The sequence below is a fragment of the Gordonia cholesterolivorans genome (assembly GCF_039531975.1).
Taxonomy (GTDB): domain Bacteria; phylum Actinomycetota; class Actinomycetes; order Mycobacteriales; family Mycobacteriaceae; genus Gordonia; species Gordonia sihwensis.
In genome coordinates this window covers 91,500-110,499 of sequence record NZ_BAAARB010000011.1, presented here as the reverse complement: position 1 = coordinate 110,499, position 19,000 = coordinate 91,500, and the positions used below count along the sequence as shown (strand labels likewise).

General features: G+C 68.7%; 13 protein-coding genes. 10 read left to right on the top strand and 3 right to left on the bottom strand.

All coding sequences use genetic code 11. The features are described 5' to 3' along the window. The first annotated feature begins 1 nt into the window (after nt 1). Both ABFX36_RS11675 and ABFX36_RS11670 read left to right on the top strand, forming a co-directional pair. Nucleotides 2–2,923 (top strand): FAD-binding and (Fe-S)-binding domain-containing protein, encoded by a 2,922-nt coding sequence (locus ABFX36_RS11675; RefSeq protein WP_346076442.1) that lies wholly within the window; start codon nt 2–4, stop codon nt 2,921–2,923. 24 nt (nt 2,924–2,947) lie between these two features. After that, entirely contained in the window at nt 2,948–4,420 is a 1,473-nt protein-coding gene (locus tag ABFX36_RS11670; RefSeq protein WP_346076440.1) for an NAD-dependent succinate-semialdehyde dehydrogenase, read from the top strand. A gap of 5 nt (nt 4,421–4,425) precedes the next feature. On the opposite strand, the gene ABFX36_RS11665 is transcribed toward ABFX36_RS11670, so the two are convergent. Together ABFX36_RS11665 and ABFX36_RS11660 are read right to left on the bottom strand one after the other, a co-directional pair. Then, nucleotides 4,426–5,130 carry a GntR family transcriptional regulator gene (locus ABFX36_RS11665; RefSeq protein WP_039867311.1) on the bottom strand — a complete coding sequence of 235 codons (705 nt, stop codon included), beginning with the start codon at nt 5,128–5,130 and terminating at the stop codon, nt 4,426–4,428. A gap of 29 nt (nt 5,131–5,159) precedes the next feature. Then, nucleotides 5,160–6,632, bottom strand: coding sequence for an amidase (locus tag ABFX36_RS11660; protein WP_062366524.1), 1,473 nt, complete (start codon nt 6,630–6,632; stop codon nt 5,160–5,162). A 106-nt stretch (nt 6,633–6,738) separates the two neighbouring features. Between ABFX36_RS11660 and ABFX36_RS11655 the strand changes: the two genes are divergently transcribed. The 7 genes from ABFX36_RS11655 (at nt 6,739) to clpB (ending at nt 16,174) form a co-directional block, all read left to right on the top strand. After that, nucleotides 6,739–8,124, top strand: coding sequence for a TrkH family potassium uptake protein (locus ABFX36_RS11655; protein WP_006896110.1), 1,386 nt, complete (start codon nt 6,739–6,741; stop codon nt 8,122–8,124). Then, nucleotides 8,117–8,797, top strand: coding sequence for a potassium channel family protein (locus tag ABFX36_RS11650; RefSeq protein WP_278125117.1), 681 nt, complete (start codon nt 8,117–8,119; stop codon nt 8,795–8,797). The genes ABFX36_RS11655 and ABFX36_RS11650 overlap by 8 nt, the downstream gene beginning before the upstream one ends. Nucleotides 8,798–9,229: 432 nt before the next feature. Continuing rightward, on the top strand, nt 9,230–9,871 hold the full coding sequence (locus ABFX36_RS11645; protein ID WP_006896112.1) for a hypothetical protein: 642 nt from the start codon (nt 9,230–9,232) through the stop codon (nt 9,869–9,871). A 742-nt stretch (nt 9,872–10,613) separates the two neighbouring features. After that, on the top strand, nt 10,614–11,852 hold the full coding sequence (locus tag ABFX36_RS11640) for a sensor histidine kinase (protein WP_346076435.1): 1,239 nt from the start codon (nt 10,614–10,616) through the stop codon (nt 11,850–11,852). Further along, nucleotides 11,849–12,529, top strand: coding sequence for a response regulator (locus ABFX36_RS11635; protein WP_346076433.1), 681 nt, complete (start codon nt 11,849–11,851; stop codon nt 12,527–12,529). Before ABFX36_RS11640 ends, ABFX36_RS11635 begins: the two co-directional genes overlap by 4 nt. Before the next feature lie 120 nt (nt 12,530–12,649). Continuing rightward, nucleotides 12,650–13,360, top strand: coding sequence for an MTB12 C-terminal domain-containing protein (locus ABFX36_RS11630; protein ID WP_346076431.1), 711 nt, complete (start codon nt 12,650–12,652; stop codon nt 13,358–13,360). 261 nt (nt 13,361–13,621) lie between these two features. Continuing rightward, a complete protein-coding gene (gene clpB / locus ABFX36_RS11625) occupies nt 13,622–16,174 on the top strand; it encodes an ATP-dependent chaperone ClpB (RefSeq protein WP_346076429.1) in 2,553 nt (850 codons plus the stop codon). A 116-nt stretch (nt 16,175–16,290) separates the two neighbouring features. Here clpB and ABFX36_RS11620 read toward each other — a convergent pair whose 3' ends face one another. Beyond that, on the bottom strand, nt 16,291–17,226 hold the full coding sequence (locus ABFX36_RS11620; RefSeq protein ID WP_346076427.1) for an alpha/beta hydrolase: 936 nt from the start codon (nt 17,224–17,226) through the stop codon (nt 16,291–16,293). Nucleotides 17,227–17,635: 409 nt separating this feature from the next. Here ABFX36_RS11620 and ABFX36_RS11615 point away from each other — a divergent pair, with 409 nt between their 5' ends. After that, nucleotides 17,636–18,991, top strand: coding sequence for an HNH endonuclease signature motif containing protein (locus ABFX36_RS11615; protein WP_346076425.1), 1,356 nt, complete (start codon nt 17,636–17,638; stop codon nt 18,989–18,991). Nucleotides 18,992–19,000 lie beyond the last annotated feature (9 nt).

The following is a 19,000-nucleotide window of genomic DNA, read 5'->3' as shown; positions in this document are numbered from 1 at the left end:
CATGACAGTCCCCGCCGCGCTGATCGATGCACTCCGCGCGGAAGGACTGGCCCCGGAGTCCTCTCCGCGGCGTCTCGCCGAGTACTCCTACGACGCCTCCAACTACCGCGTGGTGCCCGCGGCGGTGCTCTTCCCCCGGTCGGAGGGAGAGGTGTCCGCGGCGCTCACCGTCTGTCACCGTCTCGGAGTGCCGGTGACCGCCCGCGGAGGCGGCACCTCGATGTCGGGCAACTCGATCGGTGACGGACTGGTCATCGATCTCTCGCGCCACATGAACCGGGTGCTCCGCGTGGACGAGGAAGCGGGTACGGCCACGGCACAGGCCGGGGTGGTGCTCACCGCGCTGCGGGCAGCGGTGCACGCGTCCACCGGCGATCGCCTGACCTTCGCCCCGGACCCGTCGAGCCAGACCCGTGCCTGCCTCGGCGGGGCTGTCGGCAACGACGCCTGCGGCAACCACTCGGTGCGCTACGGCCGCACCGCCGATCACGTCGTCGAACTCGCCCTGGTCACCGCCGACGGACTGCGGGTCACCGCCACCCGCAACGGAATCAGGGCCACCGATCCCGCCGACACCCAGGCCGCGGCGCGCGCCGAACACCTCGAGTCGGAGTTGCGCGCGCTGGCCGCCGACCACCTCGCCGCCATCAGGACCGAGCTGGGACGCATTCCGCGGCAGGTGTCCGGCTATCACCTCAGGCATCTGCTTCCCGAGGAGGGCTTCGACGTCGCCCGTGCGCTGGTCGGCAGCGAGGGAACGTGCGGCGTCATCACCTCGGCCACGGTCGCGCTGGTACCGCGGCCCGCGACCACCTCGCTGATCGTGGCCGGATACGCCGACATCGTCGACGCGGCGCGCGACGTGCCGTTGCTGCTGCTCCACGGACCCACCGCCGTCGAAGGGGTCGACGAGGTGATCGTGGAGACGATGCGCCGCCGGCGCGGCGCCGACGCGGTGGCCGATCTGCCCTCCGGGCACGCATGGCTGTTCATCGAGACCGACCGCGGTGCCGACGCGGCCGATGAACTGGTGCACGAGCTGCGGACCGCCGGACACACGGTCGACGTCCGCCAGGTGCACGATCCGGCGGAGCGCGCCGACCTGTGGCGCGTACGCGAGGACGGCGCCGGACTCAGCTCGCGGCTCACCGATCCCGCGACGGGCGAGACCATCTCCACCTGGCCCGGCTGGGAGGACGCCGCCGTGCGGCCGGACCTGCTGGCCGACTACCTCGCCGACTTCCGCGACCTGCTCGGCCGGCACGGTCTCACCGGCGTCATGTACGGCCACTTCGGCGCCGGCTGCATGCACATCCGAATCGACTTCGATCTGCGGACCTCGCAGGGGCGCACCGTGTTCCGCGAGTTCTGCACCGATGCCGCGCACCTCGTGGTGCGCTACGAGGGCTCGCTCTCCGGGGAGCACGGCGACGGACGCGCGCGGTCGGAGCTGCTGCCGATCATGTACTCCGACGAGATGCTGACGGCCTTCGACCGCTTCGCGTCGATCTGGGACCCTCGGGGCCTGCTCGCGCCGGGCGGACTCCGGGCCACCCGGCCGATCGACGCCGACCTCGCGCTGGCCGACGTCGACCCGCATCCCGCCCAGTCGTGCATCGGCATCGGACGGTGCCGGACTCACTCGGGCGGAGTGATGTGTCCGTCCTACCGGGCCACCGGCGACGAGAAGGACTCCACGCGCGGCCGCGCGAGGGTGCTGCAGGAACTGGTCCGGGGCGGTGCCGCCGCGGACTGGGACTCACCGATGGTCGCCGAATCGTTGGAGTTGTGTCTGGCGTGCAAGGCGTGCTCGTCCGACTGCCCGACGGGTGTGGACATGGCGGCGATGAAGTCCGAGGCGCTGCACCGCAGATATGCCCGACGGCTGCGGCCGCGGGCGCACTACACGCTCGGTCTGCTGCCCACGTGGCTGCGGTTCACCCCGTACGCCGCCGGACCGCTGAACCGGCTGCTGGCCTCGCGGGCCGGCCGCGCCGGTGCGCGGCTGGGCGGTCTGGCGCAGGGCCGGGTGCTGCCGCAGTTCGCGTCCGCAGCGCGGCTGCGCGCCGAACTCGGACGCGCTCCGGACAGTGTCGGCGCGCCCGGACCGGCCGAGGTGGTGCTGTTCCTCGACTCGTTCACCCGGGGGCTGCGTCCGGAGGTGGCCGGTGCGGCTGTCCGGGTGCTCGGCGGCGTCCACTCCGCGGTCGCCTGCAGCGAGCACCACTGCTGCGGGCTCACTCAGATCACCACCGGTCGGCTCGACGCCGCCCGCAGGACATTGCGGCGCACGGCTCGGCATCTCGACGCCCTCGACCCGGAGGCGCCGATCGTCGTCGTGGAGCCGAGCTGCGCCGCGGCACTGCGCGAGGATCTGCCGCGACTGCTCTCGGAGGAGTCGGTGGGTGCGGCCGATGCGGAGCGGGCACGCCGCGTGGCGGCGCGCGTACGATCGGTGGCGGTGCACCTGGGGCACCTCGCGGAGCAAGGGCGTGCGCCACAGTGGCCGGACGGACCACCCGAGGCGGTGGTGCTTCAGACTCACTGCCACGAATACGCGACCTTCGGAAACCGGGTCCAGCGTGCGACGCTCACCGCACTCGGCGTCGGCAGCATCGTCGAAGCGACCGGGTGTTGCGGTGTGGCAGGCGATTTCGGTTTCACCGCCGGCCATGAGGAGGTGTCGGACGCGGTGGCCGAGCAAGCGCTGGCGCCCGCACTGCGGCGTCATCCCGACACTCCGGTGCTCACCGACGGCTTCTCGTGCGCCACCGCGATCCGTCGCCTCGCCGTCACCGATCCGGCCGCCGGCGGAGCCACGGGCGCCGACCGGCGAGGACGGCATCTGCTGGAACTGCTCGACCCGGACCCACTCGAATCGCACTCCGCCGACCCCGCGGCCGGCGGGGGAGGACCCCGATAGCTCAATCATCACAGGAGGTATGTCATGACCCGTTCCGTCGCCGACATCATCGCCGGTCTAGGCACCGGCATCCACATCGACGGACGCTGGCGCCAGGCGTCTTCCGGCAGCACGTTCGACGTCGAGAACCCGGCCACCGGAGAGGTGCTGGCGACGCTCGCCGACGGTGGCGAGAGCGATGCGGTCGCGGCGATCGACTCGGCGGCGGCACACCAGCGCGAGTGGGCGGCGACCCCCGCGCGCGAGCGGTCGGAGATCCTGCGGAGAGCGTACGAACTCCTCACCGAACGGGCTGACGAGGTCGCGGCGGTGATGACCGCGGAGATGGGCAAACCGCTGGCCGAGTCCCGCGGCGAGGTGGCGTACGGCGCCGAATTCTTCCGCTGGTTCGCCGAGGAGGCCGTGCGGATCCGCGGCGATGCGCGGCGCAGTCCCGACGGCAAGTCGCGGATCATCGTCACCCAGGAACCGGTGGGACCGTGCATCCTGATCACGCCGTGGAACTTTCCGCTCGCGATGGTCGCGCGAAAGATCGGGCCGGCCATCGCCGCCGGTTGCACGATGGTCTACAAGCCGGCCAGCCTCACTCCGCTGACCTCCCTGTACGTCACCGATCTGCTGCGCGAGGCGGGGCTGCCCGACGGAGTCCTCTCGGTGGTCTGCACCTCGTCGGCCGGCTCGGTCGTCGAGCCGTGGATCGATTCGGGTAAGGCGCGCAAGCTGTCGTTCACCGGCTCCACCGACGTCGGCAAGTCGCTGCTCGAACACTGCGCCCGCGGGGTGCTGCGGACGTCGATGGAACTGGGCGGCAATGCCCCGTTCATCGTCTGCGAGGACGCCGATCTCGACGTCGCGATCGAGGCGGTCCTCGCGGCCAAGATGCGGAACATGGGCGAGGCGTGCACGGCCGCCAACCGGATCCTGGTGCACCGTTCGGTGATCGGAGACTTCGCCGGGCGGCTGACTACCCGGATGTCGGAGCTGACCGTCGGAGACGGGGCGGTCGACGGCACCGATGTGGGTCCGTTGGTGAACCGCGCCGCCGTCGACAAGGTCGACGATCTGGTGCGCGACGCCGTCTCCCGCGGTGCGGAGGTACTGTGCGGCGGCGAGCGGCCCGAGGGGCGTGGATGGTTCTACCCGCCGACGGTCCTGACCGGCGTCGCGTCCGACGCTGAGATGGTGCGCACGGAGATCTTCGGGCCGGTGGCCGCGTTGGTGCCGTTCGACTCCGACGACGAGGCCGTCGAACTTGCGAACAACACGGAGTTCGGCCTGGTCTCCTACGTGATGACCGAGTCCGCGGATCGCGGCTTCTCCATCGCCGAGCGACTGGAGACCGGGATGGTGGGATTCAACACCGGGCTGGTCTCGAATCCCGCGGCACCGTTCGGCGGCGTGAAGCAATCGGGTCTCGGCCGGGAGGGCGGATTCTCCGGCATCGACGAGTTCTTGGAGACCAAGTACGTGGCGATGCCGGTGCGGAACGCGACCTAGGCCCGCTACGGCAGGTGGCCGGCGGCCGGTTCGGCTGTGCCGCCGGTCAACCGGGCCAGCCCGTCGCTCATGTGCGCTTCCAGGACGGCGACCGCACGAGTCCGGTCGCCGGCGCGAACGGCGTCGGCGATCTCGCGGTGCTCCGACACCCGGTCCGAGCCAGGAGCGTATGTCGGCGCCATGGCCCGAAGACACATGCTCGTCTCGACGATCACCGTCTCGTGCACCCGCGAGAGCCGGTCGCTCTCGGCGGACTCCACGATGGTGCGGTGGAACTCCAGGTCGGCGGCCATCATCGCAGGGGAGTCGCGTCTCGTCGCAGCCGCCGACATCCGCGCGACCACGGCGTCGAGACGGTCGGCGCATGACGGCCCCGTTCCGGCCGCGAGGATCCGCTCCACCGCGGCGCGTTCGATCGTCGTACGCAGCAGGTACATGTCGGCGACGGCGTCGGCGGTCAGTTCGGGAACGAACAGGCCCCGATTGCGGCGCGAGATCAGGAGTCCCTCCTGGGTGAGCCGCTGCATCGCCTCGCGCAACGGTCCCCGGCTGACTCCGAGCTGCTTCGCCAGGGTGGCTTCGCCGAGTTGGGATCCGGGCGGGAACTCTCCGGCGGAGATCGCCCGGCGCAGGGCGCGGGCGATGATCGCGGGGGTCGATTCCTGGACGACGGGTTCCAACGAACTCGCCGGACGGTCGCTCGCTGTCATCACGCTTCCCGTCATCCCGCTTCCCGTCTTCACGCTTCTTCGGAGCATGCGTGGATCCGCGGTCGCGGTACGCGGTCGGCGACTGCCGCCTGCAACGCGGCTCCCGCCCGCATCACCAGCAGATCGGCGAAGCGCGGTCCGATGAGCTGAGCGCCGACCGGAAGGCCGCTGTCGGTGACGCCGCACGGCACCGACAGTGCGGGTTGCTGAGTCATATTGAAAAGGTAGGTGTACGGCGTCCACGAGGTCCAGTCGTCGTCGGGCCATCCCGGAGGGACGTCGCTCCCGACCGGGAATGCCGGCACGGGGGTGGTGGGAGTCAGCAGCAGGTCGTAGTCCGTGTGCAGTGCGCCGAGTTGAACGCCGAGCGCCATCCGCACGGCGACGGCGTCGAGGTAGTGCTGCGCGGTGAACTCCGAATGCCGGTGCAGGGCCGCGCGAAGGGAGGGGTCGATCCGGTCGGACACATCGTCGCCGAACGGCTTCAGAACGGCCGCGGCTCCGGCGAACCAGAGGACGTGGAAGGCATCGGCCGGGTCGGCGAGTTCCAGCGTCACTTCCTCGACCCGCGCGCCGAGGCTCTCGAGCGTCCGTGCCGCGGCGCTCACCTCTCGCTCGACGTCTCGATGGTTGGTGCCGAAGCCGAGGTCGCGGCTGTACGCGATCCGCAGGCCGGAAAGCGGGCGGTCGGCGCGGGTGCCCTCGAGCACGGCCGCGAGAAATCCCCCGGGCTCGGGGGCCGTCGCCTGTGCCGGCACCGCGGACCAGTCGCGGTAGTCCGGCCGGACCAGCACATCCATATACGCGGCGGCGTCCGTGACAGTTCGGGTCATCGGACCGGCGTGCGCGAGGGTCCCGAACGGGCTGGACGGGTACATCGGCACCACGCCGTAGGTGGGTTTCAGCGCGACCGTTCCAGTGAAGGAGGCGGGGATCCGGACCGACCCGCCGCCGTCGGTGCCGACCGACAGCGGGCCGAGTCCGGCGGCGACGGCGGCCGCCGACCCGCCGCTGGATCCACCGGGAGTCAGTGCCGGGTCGTAGGGGTTCCGCGTTATCCCGGTCAGCGGAGAATCGGTCACCGCTTTCCACGCGAACTCGGGTGTGGTGGTCTTGCCGAGGACCACGCAGCCGGCATCGCGCGTCGCGGCCACAGCGGGGGCGTCGTCGGTCGGAGGGGCGGCCGCCTGCCCGTCTGCCAGCAGTCGCGAGCCGCGGAGCGTCGGGTGGTCCGCGGTGAGGAAGATGTCCTTGATCGTCACGGGTACGCCGTCGAGCGGGCCGAGCGGATCGCCGTGCCGGTAGCGTTGCTCGGCGGCGCGCGCCGCGGCACGGGCTCCCTCGGGATCCACCAGGCAGAAGGCGTTCAGCGCGGGGTCGAGGCGGGTGATCGCAGCAAGAGCTTCTTCGGTCGCCTCCACCGGCGAGAGGGTGCCGGCGCGATAGGCCTCGGTCAGCTCCAATGCGGTGAGTGCGCAGGTGCTCGCGTGCGGTGTGCTCATGACATCGACCGTCTCTCTCGATCGCGGTCTGTTGATTGTCGACAATCCTACGCAGGCGAGTCGGTTCGTCAAGGGTCTCCGGCCTGTGCGGGGTAGTCTTCTGAAAATGCTGCCCGCCGCGGGCCGGCGACGCCCGGCGCTACGACCTGCACGTCTGATCCTGATCGGCTTCGTTCTCGTCATCGTCGCCGGAACCGTGCTGCTGACGCTTCCGACGTCGTCGGCCGACGGACGGGGCACGGGCCTGGTGGCGGCGTTGTTCACCGCGACGTCGGCGACCTGTGTCACCGGGCTCTCGGTCGTCGACACCGCCGAGCACTGGTCGGGCTTCGGCCAGGTGGTCATCCTGGTGTTGATTCAGGTGGGCGGACTCGGGGTGATGTCGCTGGCGACGATCTTCGGTCTGCTCATCGCACGGAGGGTGCGGCTGCAGACACAGATGGCGGCGCAGCGGGAATCGAAGTCCACGGTGTTCGGCGACGGCCGGCGGGTGATTCTCGGGGTGATCGGCACCACGGTGGTGATCGAGGCCGTGGTCGCGGCGATTCTCGCGGTCCGGTTCGCGACCGGCTACGGCGAGTCGACGGGGCGTGCCGCCTACCTCGGCGTCTTCCATGCGGTCTCGGCGTTCAACAACGCCGGGTTCGCCCTCTTCAGCGACAACCTCGTCGGCTTCGTCGGCGATCCGTGGATCATCGTGCCCGTTTCGGCGGCGCTGATTCTCGGCGGACTCGGTTTCCCCGTGCTCTTCGAGCTGGCGCGCGAGATGCGCCGCGCCGGACTGAGGCTGCGGGGTGTGGGCCGCGCCGCCCGGCTGCGGCTGTCGTTGCACACCCGGATGACACTGGTCACCTACGCGGCGCTGGCCGTGGTCGGCGTGGTGGCGCTGACCGCCACGGAGTGGACCAATCCGGCCACGCTGGGCCATCTGGGACTCTCCGACAAGCTGCTCGCCGGCATGTTCTCCGGAGTCTCGCCGCGCACGGCCGGATTCAACAGCGTCGACGTCGGCTCGATGAAGTCGAGCTCGCTGCTGGTGACCGACGTCCTGATGTTCATCGGCGGCGGCAGTGCGGGTACCGCGGGCGGCATCAAGGTCACCACCTTCGCGATCCTCGGCTACGTGATCTTGAGCGAGATCCGGGGTGAGCCGAGCGTACATGCGATGAGGCGGCGGATCGGGCCGGACGTCCAGCGGCAGGCGATCACCGTCGCGCTCCTCGGCGTCGGCGCGGTCGTCGCCGCCACGCTCGCGCTGATGTACCTCACCGACTACACCCTCGATACGGTGCTGATCGAGACGGTGTCGGCGTTCGCCACCGTCGGACTGTCGACGGGGATCACGCCGGATCTTCCCGGCGCGGCGCAATTGTTTCTGGTCGGGTTGATGCTGCTCGGCCGCCTCGGTCCGATTACGCTGGGATCGGCTCTCGCGCTGCGGGAGAAGGCCCGCAGATTCGAACGACCCGAGGAGCGCCCGATCGTTGGCTAGGTTCAGAAGGACTCGCGACGACGAGCGGCGCGTGGCCGTCATCGGTCTCGGCCGATTCGGGGCGTCGCTGGCGATCGAGCTCGTGAATCAGGGCGTCGAGGTGCTCGCGATGGACAGCGATCCGGCCCTCGTGCAGCGATACTCCGACGACCTGCCGAACGCCGCGGTGATCGATTCGACGGATCCACAGGCGCTGCGCCAGTTGGGCGTCGAGACGTTCGATCACGTGATCGTCTGCATCGGGGCCGACCTCGAGGCCAGTGTGCTGACCACGTCGGTGCTCGCCGATCTGGAGGTTCCCGACATCTGGGCGAAGGCGTTGTCGCGTCAGCACGGGAGCATCCTCACTCGCGTCGGCGCCCATCACGTCGTGCTGCCGGAGCACGAGATGGGCGAGCGAGTCGCGCATCTCGTCATCGATCGACGGCTGCTCGACTACGCGGAGTTCGACCACGAGTTCGCGATGGGGAAGTCGTCGGTACCGCGCGACCTCGTCGGTCTTGATCTCAAGTCGAGCCGAGTGCGGAGCACCTACGGCGTCACCATCGTCGCGATCAAGAAGGGCGACGGCGCGTTCGAGTTCGCCGGCGTCGACACCGTGGTTCATGAGGACGATGTGTTGATCGTCGCGGGTCCGAGGCGGGCCGTGGAGCGGTTCGCGGACAACAAGTGAGCCCAGAGCTCGAAATTCGCCGATTTCTCCCATAACCCCTGGTCGGGCCGGGTATTCACGGCGAACGCCGACAACTGTCCAGATAACGGTTTTGTAACGAAAATCCGTCATTCTGTGATGGATCTGACACGACGGCGCAACGTGATTAACGCGTTCGGTTGACAACTGATCGGACGACCTCCCCGATAGAGAAAAGAGTAGAAAATGGCAGACGGCCCGCTTCGCCTCGAAATCGACTTCTTGACCCCGATCCTGGACGCTCTCGGTTCCAGCGGCGGCAGCAGCGGTGGAGACACCCCGGCGACGCCGTAGTTCGAGACGACGTAGCTCGATTCGACGAGAGGTCGCTTCGCTCATTGCGAAGCGGCCTCTCGGCTTTCTTCCGGCACCCGGTGCGGTCGAGCACCGGATCGCAGCGATGGGACCGCATGAATGACCGAGATCGTCACCCTTGATGACACCGACCTGACCGAGGCCGTGCGGCTCGCCGCCCACGGGATCCGGGAGATTCCGCTCTACCAGTGGTTGCTGGGCGAGCACGTCGGCGATTCGGACAAGCGGGAGTGGCTCGCTCGCCTGCTCCTTCGTCCGTTGCTGAGAGTCGGGTGTGTCACGGGCGCCCGCAGCGACGGGCGGCTGGTCGGAGTACTCGTCTGGCAGCCGCACGACGTCGATCTGTCGCCAGACGGTGAGCCGCCGCTCACTCCCGCGGACGTCGAGGTGGCGGCACGTACACCGGGTCTGCGCGAGAGGTTGGCCGAGCTCTGGACACAGCCGCCGCTGTGGTCGCCGGTCGAGGACGCGGTCAACTGCACCCTCACCACGGTCGAACCCGGGGGACGCGGCGGTCGCACGCTCATCGACATGATGCGGGTCGTCGAACGATACTGCGCCGAGCGCGACAGGCCCTTCTACGCCTGGACCGGCTCGCCGGAATTGCGGGACTGGTTCGTGGCGGGTTGGGCGGCCGAGCCCTTCGCGACCACCGACTGGCACGGTAGGACGATGTACGGAGTCCTGTCCGGTCGTCCCCCGGTTCCCGCGGCGGTGCCCCGTGAACGCGACGCGGTGTGACCGGTACGGACCGCACCGTCGTCTGCCGGGAGCAGGATCATGTCCAGCAGCAACGCGGCGGACGCCATCAGGAGTGCTGCGTCCAGGTAGTGGCACGCCATCGCGCCGATGTAACCGGGTCCGCCCCAGGCGTTGACCGTGAAGTTCGGGTCGAGCCCGCCGATGACCTGGACGCCGGCGCGGTATACGCAGAACACGAGCAGTGCGGTGGGCGGGAGGGCGGCCGCGAGGCGCCAACGGCTCTGCCCCGCGGCTGCGGCTCTGAGCGTGCGGCGGACACGAAGAGCCGCCCGTCGTCCGAGAGGCAGCAGAACGACCGGTCCGCGGCGACCCGTGCGACGGCGATGGATGCCGACGGCCATCGCGAGAGCGGCCGCGAGTCCGGCCAGTACCGCGTGTTGCCACCACGCCGATGTACCGGCCTGGTGCTGCTCGTGGACGGGCGAGCGCCCGGCGTAGAGGAGTGCACCGTGAATCAGTCCCGCCACGAAAGCGGAACCGAACAGGGCTGCCGACAGCGACGAGATGGACGAGATGTGGGAACGACTGCTGCAGGGACGTGAAGTGGAAGTGCTCATGACTCAACGGTGCCGCCGGCGGTCTCGGCTGTCGTCGGCTGACGAGCCGGATTCTCGGCGGTACTCCGAGACGATCCGCTGGCCGGGGTGGTACCGGGGGAGGACGTCAGGCGAGGACTCCGGAATGACGCGGCCGGAGCCTCATCCTTTCTAGATTTAGAGACATGGCAGATCCCGTGCATCCGTCGACAGTGCCGTCGGCGCGACCGCCGTGGCACGTTCGAATCGAGAACCGATTGGGCGCCGGCGGATTCGCGATGCTGGTGGATCTGACGATCGCAATCACGTGCTTCGCGCTGTTCACCGGGCCACTGCTGCTCGGGGTGGTCGACCGTCACGGGTCTCCGGCCGCGCAAGCCGCGTTCGGGGCGCTGGCCGCGGCTCCGCTGATACTTCGACGGCGACGCCCCGTCGCGGTTCTGTGCGTGATCACCGCGGTGTCGGTGGCCGCGATGCTGTTACGCGTGCAGTTCACGCCGTTCGTATCCGATGCCGGGCTTGTGTTCCCGATCGCCGTCTACACGGTTGCGGACCGCTGCGCGCGTCGGATGTCGGCGGTGGTCACTGCGGGCGCGGTGCTGGCCGTCTCGCTCGGCGGAGCGGTCGCCTTCTCGCTGCACCCCGAGATCGAGCAGGACGCGGTTCACCTGCTTCTCGCTGTTCCGGCCTGGATCATCGGCGACGCGACGCGGAGCCGACGGAAGTTCCAGGCTCGGGTGCGGGAACAGGAACGGCTGTCGGCGCTGGAGCGGCAGCGTCGATTGCGAGCCGAGGACCACCTCCGCCTCTCGCGCGAGGTCCACGATGTCGTCTCGCACGGGCTGAGCATGATCGTCGTCCGTGCCGGGATCGGCCGAGTGGTCTTCGACGAGCAGCCCGAGGAGGCACGCCGCGCACTCGCGACCATCGAGACTGCGGGCCGCTCGGCACTGTCCGATCTCCGCGGACTGTTGCGCGAGATCCGCGAAACTGCGCCCGGCGACGCGGCTGCGGCCCCCGGGTTGGCCGACCTCACCGCGCTCGCGGCGCAGATCAGCGACGATGGAGTGGTCTCGGTGAGTGTCGTCGAGGACGGACCGCCGAGGTCGTATCCGCCCGCGGTGGAACTCTCCGGATATCGAATCGTTCAGGAGGCCGTCACGAACGCCGTCAAGCATGCTCCGGGCGCCGCGGTGACCGTCCGGCTCACCCACCGTCCGGACCACCTGTTGCTGACCGTGTCCGACGACGGCGGACACGGGGCGCCGGCCGATCCGGTCGGCGCCGGGCTCGGCCTCGCCGGAATCGGTGAGCGCGTCGAACTCCTCGGCGGGGACGTCGTCGCCGGTCCAGATCCGGACGGTGGATTCACTGTCCGGGCACGACTGCCCGTGCGGGTGACGGACGCGGCGGGCGCGCCGTGAACGATCCCGCGGACACGACCACCGTGCTGGTGGTGGACGACGAACAGCTCGTGCGCGCCGGATTCCGGCTGCTGATCGACTCGGCGTCCGACCTGACCGCTGTCGGTGAAGCCGGGGACGGAGGCGAGGCGGTCCGCGCCGCCCGCCGGCTTGCGCCCGACGTGGTGGTGATGGACATCCGGATGCCCGGCATCGACGGGATCGAGGCCACCCGTCTGATCGTCGCGGACGACGCCGCGGCCCGAGTGCTGATCGTCACCACGTTCGACGACGACGAATACGTCTTCGCCGCGCTCCGCGGCGGGGCCAGTGGGTTCCTGCTCAAAGACACGCCGCCGGAGCAGATGCTGGAAGCGATTCGCACCGTCGCCCGCGGTGATGCGTTGCTCTCGCCGTCGATCACCAGGCGACTCATCACCGAGTTCGGGCGCTCGCCGGAGCGGCCGGCGGTGCGCAGCGGTGAACTCGACCGTCTCACCGACCGCGAGCGGGACGTGTTCGAACTGGTCGCCGCAGGACTGTCCAATGGTGAGATCGCCGACCGCCTGCACCTGGGGATCACCACCGTCAAGACTCATATCGGACGACTGCTCACGAAGCTCGATGCCCGCGACCGCGTGCATTTGGTCATCTGCGCGTACGAGAACGGCGTCGTCGCGGCGCAGCACGAACGGTAGAGGTCGGCGTTGCCGCATTCGACTGCATAGTTTAGCCTTGCCTAAATTGTGTCGCGCGGTGGTGCGCGACCGGACAACCGGGCAGACGGTTGTCCAGGGGCGGTCAGGAGTGCAGGAAGAATGAGTCGGAGAACAGGTCAGTCGGGTACCGGTGTCAATTCGCCGACGGTGATCGCCGCGGCCGGTCTGGCTGCCGTGATCTCGTCCCTGATCGTCGTGGTCGGCGTGGTCGCCATGATGCTCAGCGGTGCCGCTCCCACGACTGCTGCGCAATCGCCTGCCACCGTGGTCAGTCTCGGTGACACCCAGCAGGCCCCTGCGGTCCAGGGCGGAACGCAGACCCCGGCGGCCACGGCCGACGCGTCGGCGCCGGTCGCCGAAGACGCGCCGGCGACCGACGAGTCAGGACTCGCACCCGGAGCCCCCGTCGTCGCCACCCGGCAGCAGGCGCCGACGACCGCTCAGCCGCAGGGATCCGGTCCCACTCCGCCGACGCTCGCCGAGTTCAACAGCCAGTTGACGACGCTGTCCGGCAATTCGTCGTCCGCTCAGAAGGCGAAGCTCCTCGAGGGCGGTTCCCGCGCGGTCGGTCCCATCTCGAAAGTGCTGTACCTGGTGAAGCAGTATTCGTACACCGGCTTCCGGTACCAGGTGGTGGGCCCGTTGACGCAGAACGGCACCACGGCGAACGCCCGACTGCAGATGACGCTTCCGGGGTCGGGCTCGCGCTATATCCCGCTGCGGTGGGTGTGGAAGGACGGCGCATGGAAGCTGTCCGACAAGTCGGTGTGCGACATCTCCGCGTACGCACAGATGCCGTGCAGCTTGTGACGGTGTGACGCGGCTGGAAGCGCGATGCGTGCTCCGGACGAAACGTTCGTCGAAGCGCGGCGTTGAAGACTCGTCGACGTCGGACGACAGTTGCAGGTGGGGCTACATTCGACCTGTGTCCTGTATCACTGACAACCCCTGGGGTTTAGTGGAATGGACTCAACTTTCAGATAGTTGAACAACTCGAGAGGCAAACCTGAGCCTCGTAGACTTAGGTTCGGCAGTGCCGAACCGGACAGCTCAACAGAAAGGCGAATGTCAGTGGACAGCTTCACCCCCACCACCAAGACGCAGGCTGCACTGCAGGCTGCCGTCCAAGACGCGGCCGCGGCGGGCAACCCCGACGTGCGGCCGGCCCACATCCTCGTCGCACTCCTCGAGCAGACCGACGGCATCGCATCGCCGCTGCTCAAGGCGGTCGGCGTCGACCCCGTGCGGATCCGGAACGAGGCCAAGACCCTCGTCGACCGGGCTCCGACCGTGTCGAGTGCGAGCGCGCAGCCGCAGCTGAGCCGCGAGTCCATCGCGGCGATCACCGCTGCGCAGAAGCTGGCCACCGACCTCTCCGACGAGTACGTCTCGACCGAACATTTGATGGTCGGGCTGGCCACCGGTGAGTCGGAGACGGCACGACTGCTGGCCGGCGCAGGCGCCACGCCGGAGGCGCTGCGTGACGCGTTCGTGTCCGTCCGGGGCACAGCGCGCGTCACCAGCGAGAACCCGGAAGCGACGTACCAGTCGCTGGAGAAGTACTCCACCGACCTCACCAAGCGTGCCCGCGAGGGCGAGCTCGACCCGGTGATCGGACGTGATTCCGAGATCCGCCGCGTGGTCCAGGTGCTCTCGCGCCGTACCAAGAACAACCCGGTGCTCATCGGCGAGCCGGGCGTCGGCAAGACCGCCATCGTGGAGGGTCTGGCCCAGCGCGTGGTGGCCGGCGACGTCCCGGAATCGTTGCGCGGCAAGACCGTCATCTCGCTCGACCTCGGCTCGATGGTCGCGGGCGCCAAGTACCGCGGCGAGTTCGAGGAGCGGCTGAAGGCGGTCCTCGACGAGATCAAGGCGTCGGACGGACAGATCATCACGTTCATCGACGAGTTGCACACCATCGTCGGTGCCGGCGCGACCGGTGAGTCCGCGATGGACGCGGGCAACATGATCAAGCCGATGCTCGCCCGCGGTGAGCTGCGGCTGGTCGGTGCCACCACGCTCGAGGAGTACCGCAAGTACATCGAGAAGGACGCGGCCCTCGAACGCCGGTTCCAGCAGGTGTACGTCGGTGAGCCGTCGGTGGAGGACACCATCGGCATCCTTCGCGGACTCAAGGACCGGTACGAGGTGCATCACGGCGTGCGCATCACCGACTCGGCTCTGGTGGCTGCCGCGACGCTCTCCGACCGCTACATCACGTCGCGGTTCCTGCCCGACAAGGCGATCGACCTGGTCGACGAGGCCGCGTCACGGTTGCGGATGGAGATCGACTCGCGTCCGGTCGAGATCGACGAGGTGGAGCGCATCGTCCGGCGCCTGGAAGTGGAGGAGGTCGCCTTGGAGAAGGAGACCGACGCCGCGTCCAAGGAACGACTCGAGGCATTGCGCCGCGAGCTGGCCGATCACCGCGAGAAGCTCAACGAGCTGTCGGCCCGTTGGCAGTCGGAGAAGACCGCCATCGACGCCGTCCGCGATGTGAAGGAGGAACTGGAGCGTCTGCGCGGCGAGGCCGAGCGGGCCGAGCGCGACGGTGATCTCGGGAGGGCCGCCGAGCTCCGGTACGGCCGGATCCCCGGCCTCGAGAAGGAGTTGGAGGCCGCGATCGAGAAGAGCGGCACCGATCCCGACGAGGACGTGATGCTGCAGGAGGAGGTCGGTCCCGACCAGGTCGCCGAGGTGGTCTCGGCGTGGACGGGCGTGCCCGCGGGCAAGATGCTCGAGGGTGAGACGGCCAAGCTGCTGCGCATGGAGGACGAGCTGGGCAAGCGAGTCATCGGTCAGCTCGAGGCGGTCAAGGCCGTCTCGGACGCGGTCCGGCGCGCTCGCGCGGGCGTCGCCGATCCCAACCGTCCGCTGGGCTCGTTCCTGTTCCTCGGTCCCACCGGAACCGGCAAGACCGAGCTGGCGAAGGCCCTGGCCGAGTTCATGTTCGACGACGAACGAGCGATCGTGCGGATCGACATGAGCGAGTACGGCGAGAAGCACAGCGTCGCGCGGCTCGTCGGTGCACCTCCCGGGTACGTGGGGTACGAAGCCGGTGGCCAGCTGACCGAGGCGGTGCGTCGTCGTCCGTACTCGGTGGTCCTGTTCGACGAGGTCGAGAAGGCTCACCCGGACGTCTTCGACGTGCTGCTGCAGGTGCTCGACGAGGGGCGGTTGACCGACGGTCAGGGACGCACGGTGGACTTCCGCAACACCATCCTCATCCTGACGTCCAACCTGGGCGCCGGCGGTGACAAGGATCAGGTGATGGCGGCCGTCCGCGCGGCGTTCAAGCCGGAGTTCATCAACAGGCTCGACGATGTGGTCATCTTCGACTCCCTCTCGCCCGAGCAGTTGGTCCGGATCGTCGACATCCAGCTCGACAACCTGGCCAAGCGTCTGCACCAGCGTCGTCTCGAACTGGAGGTGACGCCGAAGGCCAAGGAATGGCTGGCCGAACGCGGATTCGATCCGCTCTACGGTGCGCGTCCGCTGCGTCGCCTGGTGCAGCAGGCCATCGGCGACCAGCTCGCGAAGGCGTTGCTGGCCGGCAGGGTACGCGATGGCGACACCGTCCCGGTGGACGTCAGCGGCGACGGTGAGACCCTCGTGGTCGGCTGAGCCGAGCCTCGTTGAATCTCATCGGTTGAGTTCCGCCGGTTGAGCGGTACCGACGGAATCGCACAGAGGTCCCGCACTCGGGTTTCGAGTGCGGGACCTCCGTCGTGTCGGATGGATCAGAGGTTCGCGGCCAGGAAGGGAATGACCTTCTCCAATGCCGCACCCGCACCCCGCGGCTGGTCGTACAGGTCGTAGTGCGAGACGCCGGGGAGCACCACCAGTTCCTTGACCTCGGACGCCGCGCGGCGGTTGATCTCGAATCCGTCGCGGTAGGCGCCGAATGCTCCGGGCTTGTCGCCGACGACGACCATGATCGGCTGGGTCAGCAGCGTCTCGGCGAAGGCGAAGGCGTCCCACACCATGGCCGACGCGCCGTGTGCGACGTCGAAGATCGCCTTGCCGTTCGCGGACTGTCCGCGCGGGGTGCAGTAGTAGTCGTAGGCCTCGACGACGTCGATGTCGCCGATCTGCTGCGCGGCCTCGGCCGATGGCGGCAGAGCAGCACTGATCGCGCCCTCGGCTCCCGCGGCCTCGGCGGTGCGCTGCTCGGCGATCTGTTTGAGCGCGGCCACCGGGCCGCCGGCTGCCGCCGCGTTCTCGCGGACCATGCGACCGTAGTTCACGCCGGTGATCGAGACAACTGTCTTGATCCGCTTCTCACTCTGCGCCGAAGCGAGCACGTATCCGCCGCCGCCGCACACACCCAGCGCGCCGATTCGGTCGGTGTCGACGTAGGGGAGCGTCGTGAGGTAGTCGACCACCCGGCGGAAGTCCTCCACACGCTGGGTCGGATCCTCGATCAGCCGTGGGGTGCCGCCGCTCTCACCCTGAAAACTGGCGTCGAAGGCGATGACCACGTAGCCCTCGTCGGCCAGGCGCGTGGCGTAGATGTTGCCCGCGGTCTGCTCCTTGCAGCTGCCGATCGGATGCGCGCTGATGACGGTCGGGTACTTCTCGGATTCGTCGAACGACGGCGGAAAGTAGAGGTCCGCCGCGATCTCCCAGAACATGTCCGGGTTCTGGAACTTGATGTGCTTGATGTCGTTGGACACGTGCTCGCCTCTCTGTCGAATCTCGGCCGATCATGTGATGGGTATGTCTCTGTCGGCCGCTGCATCCAGTCTTCCCACTTCTGTTGACGTGGCCCAGGCCCGGTAGTTGCCTAGGAATAATCCTTCCTGGGTACGAGTCCGTGGATGAGACCCCACCCGACGAGTCGAACACTTGTGCTATCTAGAAGTCGAATGTAGCATAGATCACAGATCGAGCGTGAAGGTCTCTTCGGGGGACGCTTCGAGTTCTTTGAGAATCGAAAGTGCAGATGGGGTCGGGAGCCGGTCCGGATTCGTCGGACCGGCACCCGGCTCGGGGTGACTGTTGAGCGACCCTGGCGTGCTTGTTGCGTGATGCAGTGCGTTGCGAATCGATCGCGGCGAGGGAGGCCGTGCGAAAGGGGGAATCATGAATCTGACTGAAGCTGTGAAGGAGTTCGCCGATCGTCTGTCGGACGAGTTGTCTCCGGCAATGGGAGGCGAGTCGGGAGGTTCGCTCGCGCGACTGATCGACTCGGTGGCTCGCGCCGGCGTCGACGACCGCGAACTCCTCGTGTTGATGGCGGAGTTGACCCGCCTGCTGAATCTGACGACGACGGCGTTGGCTGGAGTGTCGGAGGCTGCCGCGCGATCGGGGCTTCCGACTCGCAAGCGAGTGAGATCGGTCGTCGACCTGTTGAAAGGACTCGGTCACTCGCCGGCGGCGGCACATCGTCTCGCTCGGGTGGGTGGCGTCGCGGCGACGCTCCCGTCGTTGTCGCGGCAGGCGCGCGCAGGCGGGGTCTCAGTGGAACACGTCGATGCCGTCGGACGCGGGATCGCGTTCGTGGAGAAGCGGATCCCGCTCGACTCCGCGGCGCGTGAGGATCTGGCTCGGCGGCTGACGGTGCAGGAGACTCCGGCGGATGTGGCTCGCCGAGCGCGGGAGCTCGCGCTCGAATGGGCTCCGGAGATCGATGAATCCGATCCGGACTCGGTGCCGGTCGCGGAGAACTCGGAGCTCAATGAGATGAGCCTGGCAGTCGGGGCCGACGGTCGGCTCTCGGCGACGCTCGACGTGGATGTGCTCACCGGAGAGGAACTCAGCGCGGCGCTGGATCGGTTGTGCCGACCGGTGCCGCTGCCGGACGGCTCACCCGATCCGCGCGCGGTGGGACGGCGGCGGGCAGATGCGTTCGGGCAGATAGTCCGCTCCTTCCTCAGCGGACGCGATCGCCCGTCGAGCGGCGGCGTCCTTCCGCACGTCACTCTGGTCGTGCCGAGTCGCACGGAGGAACGTGTGAGTGGCAGGCGGTCGGAGGCGGAGCAGAGGGTCTCGTCGCTCGGCTACACCGGGCCGGTGTCGTCCGCGACGGTGGGTCTGGTTCTCTGCGATGCGGCGGTGCGGCGCATCGTGGTCGACGGCGAGTCGGTGCCGCTGGACGTCGGCCGTGAACAGCGGCTGGTCACGGCGGGGATCAGAAGGGCACTCGAAGTGCGAGATCGAGGGTGCGCATTCCCAGGGTGCGGCCGGCCCGTCGGATGGACCGATGCGCATCACTGCATTCCGTGGTCGCAGGGTGGAGAGACGTCGCTCGACAACAGCGTTCTGCTGTGCCGGATGCACCACACGCTGATTCATCAATCGGGGTGGGAGGTGTTCATCGGCCACGATCGGTATCCCTGGTTCCGTGAGCCTGCGAACACCGACCAGCCGCACCGGCCGCGAAGGGAGTTGCGGTCGAACGCGCGCAGGACGCTCACGTCGGCGCCGGCAGCCGCGTGACTGCGGCGG